Annotated in this window: 3 protein-coding genes and 1 pseudogene; all 4 read left to right on the plus strand. The window is 69.8% G+C overall.

Annotated features, from left to right (window positions below; genetic code table 11):
• Positions 1 to 372, plus strand: a pseudogene (locus PV363_RS16595) (hypothetical protein); the annotation flags it as partial.
• 164 nt (positions 373 to 536) lie between these two features.
• Positions 537 to 1,034, plus strand: coding sequence for a peptidylprolyl isomerase (locus PV363_RS16600; protein ID WP_301022927.1), 498 nt, complete (start codon positions 537 to 539; stop codon positions 1,032 to 1,034).
• Positions 1,035 to 1,130: 96 nt separating this feature from the next.
• On the plus strand, positions 1,131 to 2,732 hold the full coding sequence (gene abc-f / locus PV363_RS16605; RefSeq protein WP_220341626.1) for a ribosomal protection-like ABC-F family protein: 1,602 nt from the start codon (positions 1,131 to 1,133) through the stop codon (positions 2,730 to 2,732).
• Between the two features lie 32 nt (positions 2,733 to 2,764).
• A complete protein-coding gene (locus tag PV363_RS16610; RefSeq protein ID WP_301022926.1) occupies positions 2,765 to 3,556 on the plus strand; it encodes an enoyl-CoA hydratase/isomerase family protein in 792 nt (263 codons plus the stop codon).
• The last annotated feature ends 15 nt before the right edge of the window (positions 3,557 to 3,571 follow it).

Raw genomic sequence — 3,571 nt, forward strand, 5'->3', positions numbered from 1 at the left:
CGCGGCGCCGCCTTCGACGACGTCCCCCAAGGCCGCTACGCCTGGCTGGCCCACCTGAGCATCGAGGACGACGTCGCCCTCGCCGTCGAGATGACGTCCGCAGCGCTGGCCACCGAGTGCAGCAACGCCGACGATCCCGACGGTGCGCGAGACGCGCTCCTCGCAGGGCTCGCCGCACTCCCGGCCAGCGAGGCGTTGTGGTGCGCAGCGATGCGGCTCGCCCTGCGGTTCAGCGGTCGCCACGACGCGATGGTCGTGGCCGACCAGATGTACGCGGCGGTCGCCGCCCACGGCTCACCCCTCGGCGTGACGTCACGAACGGAGGCGCTCGTCGACGAGATTCTGCCGGGCTATCGCCGTGGCGTAGCCTGACGTCCGTCTCGTCTCCCGTCTCGTCGTTCGTCACACCAGGAGTCTTCGTCGTGCGTCTTCGTCCGTGGATCGTCGCTGCCCTCACCGTGGTCCTCCTCGCCGGCTGCGGAACCGATGAGAAGGCCGATGACGCCGACGTCTCCTTCTCGGCGGATCAGGCGACGATCAAGACCAACCGCGGCGACATCACCGTGACGCTGTTCGCCGACAAGACGCCCACGACCGTCTCGAACTTCGTCGGGCTCGCGACCGGTGAGAAGGCGTGGACCGACCCGGAGTCGGGGGACGAGAAGACGGGCGAGCCGTTGTACGACGGCACCATCTTCCACCGGGTGATCCCGGGATTCATGATCCAGGGCGGCGACCCGCTCGGTACGGGCACGGGCGGGCCCGGATACGAGTTCAAGGACGAGATCGTCGACGACCTCACCTTCGACCGCCCGTACCTGCTGGCGATGGCCAACGCAGGCCCCGGCACCAACGGTTCGCAGTTCTTCATCACCACGGTGCCGACCCCCCACCTCGATGGCAGGCACACGATCTTCGGCGAGGTCGCCGACGACGCGAGCAAGGCGGTCGTCGACGAGATCGCCGCGGTTCCGACCGAGTCGGACCTGCCCGTCGAGCCGGTCGTGGTCGAGTCCGTCGTCGTGGCGGACTGACACCACTCCGTACACTGGTCGGTGGCCGGGTTCTCGGCTCCGAGGGCGTCGGTGCCCTCCCCCTCACCTTCTTCCACTCCCAGGAGCAGCTCCGCCATGATCAGCGTCCACGACCTCGAGCTGCGCGTGGGTGCCCGGGTCCTCATGGCGGGTGCGACGTTCCAGGTGACCGATGGAGACAAGGTCGGTCTGGTCGGACGCAACGGCGCCGGCAAGACGACGCTGACCAAGGTCCTCGCCGGTGAGGGCGGCGACCCGACCGCGGGGACGATCACCCGACGAGGCACGATCGGCTACCTCCCGCAGGACCCCCGCACGGGAGACCCCGAGCAGAGTGCACGCGACCGGATCCTGTCGGCTCGCGGTCTCGACGAGGTCTATCGAACGTTGCGCCGGTCGGAGATCGACATGGGCTCCGAGGACGACGCGGTGCGCGACCGCGCGATGAACCGCTACTCGCGTGCCGATGCCGAGCTGCACGCCGGCGGTGGCTACGCCGCGGCGTCGGAGGCGGCCACCATCGCCGCGAGCCTCGGGCTCCCCGACCGGGTCCTCGACCAGCCGCTGAAGACTCTGTCGGGCGGCCAGCGTCGCCGTATCGAGCTCGCGCGCATCCTCTTCCTGGGTGCCGACACGCTCCTTCTCGATGAGCCGACCAACCACCTCGACGCCGACTCGATCGGGTGGCTGCGCTCGTTCCTGATGTCGTACAAGGGCGGTGTGGTCGTCATCAGCCACGACGTGGTGCTCTTGCAGGACGTCGTCAACAAGGTGCTGCACCTCGACGCCAACCGTGCCGAGATCGACGTCTACAACATGGGCTGGCGCAAGTATCTCGAGCAGCGCGAGACCGACGAGCGGCGTCGCAAGCGCGAGCGCTCCAACGCAGAACGCAAGGCCACGACCCTGATGGCACAGGCCGACAAGATGCGGGCGAAGGCGACGAAGGCGACCGCCGCGCAGAACATGGCGCGCCGCGCCGAGAAGATGCTCGCCGGCCTCGAGGGCGAGCGCGCGTCCGACCGGGTCGCCAAGATCGACTTCCCGACCCCGGCGCCCGTCGGCAAGACGCCGCTGATGGCCGAGGGCCTTTCGAAGTCGTACGGCTCGCTGGAGATCTTCACCGACGTCGACCTCGCGATCGACCGGGGGAGCCGCGTGGTCATCCTCGGGCTCAACGGTGCCGGCAAGACGACGCTGCTACGGATCCTCGGTGGTCTCGACACTCCGGACACCGGTGAGATCCGTCCGGGTCACGGACTGAAGATGGGCTACTACGCCCAGGAGCACGAGACCCTGGACCTCGATCGGAGCGTCCTGGAGAACATGCAGTCGTCGGCCCCGAACCTGACCGACACCCAGGCACGCAGCGTGCTCGGAGCGTTCCTCTTCAGCGGTGACGACGCGCACAAGCCGGCGAAGGTCCTCTCGGGCGGCGAGAAGACCCGGCTCGCACTCGCGACCCTGATCGTCTCCCAGGCCAACGTGCTCCTGCTCGACGAGCCCACCAACAACCTGGACCCCGCGTCACGCGAGGAGGTGCTCGGGGCGATCCGCTCGTACGAGGGCGCCATCGTGCTCGTCACCCACGACGAGGGCGCGGTCGAGGCGCTCCAGCCCGACCGGGTGCTCATCCTCCCCGACGGTGTCGAGGATCTCTGGACCGCCGACTACCAGGAGCTCATCAGCCTCGCCTGAGCGGCGACCAGGGCGGGGGATAGCCTCGCCCCATGACGTATCCCTCTCCTGAGACCCTGGCCGAGGCGGGCCTCGAGCTTGCCGTCGACGGCGCCGTCCTCACGGTCACCTTGAACCGTCCTGACGTCCGCAACGCGCAGACTCCGGCCATGTGGCGCGGGCTGGCGGCAGTCGGTGCCGCCGTGGAGCCCGACGTCCGTGTCGTGGTGCTGCGCGGCGCGGGCGCCTCGTTCTCGGCCGGCCTCGACCGGGCCATGCTGTCGCCGAGCGGCATCGAGGGCGAGGCGTCCTTCCCTCAGCTCGCCGCCGCAACCGCGGAGGAGTTCGACGCGACGATCGCGACCTACCAGGAGGGCTTCACCTGGCTCCGGGACCCGCGCTTCATCTCCATCGCCGCGGTGCAGGGACATGCCGTCGGTGCCGGCTTCCAGCTGGCGCTCGCCTGCGACCTGAGGGTGCTGGCCGACGACGCGCAGCTGTGCATGAAGGAGCCCGCGCTCGGCCTGGTGCCCGATCTCACCGGCACCAAGCCGCTGGTGGACGCCGTCGGCTACGCCCGTGCGCTCGAGATCTGCGCAACCGCACGGTGGGTCTCCGCCCAGGAGGCGTACGCGCTCGGGATCGGGCAGGAGATCGTCCCGGTCGAGGGGCTGGACGCCCGCGTGGCCGAGCTGGCCGCCGCGCTGACGGCGGCGCCGCACCACGCCGTCAGCGCCACCAAGGGCTTGCTCCAGAGCGCGGGTGATCACGACCTGGCCGCGCAGACCGCAGCGGAGCGGCGTGCACAGCGCGAGCGGTTCATCGAGCTGGTGACGGCACAATGAGCACCCCGTACGACC

The sequence above is a fragment of the Mumia sp. genome (genome assembly GCF_028803055.1).
In the GTDB taxonomy this organism is placed as follows: domain Bacteria; phylum Actinomycetota; class Actinomycetes; order Propionibacteriales; family Nocardioidaceae; genus Mumia.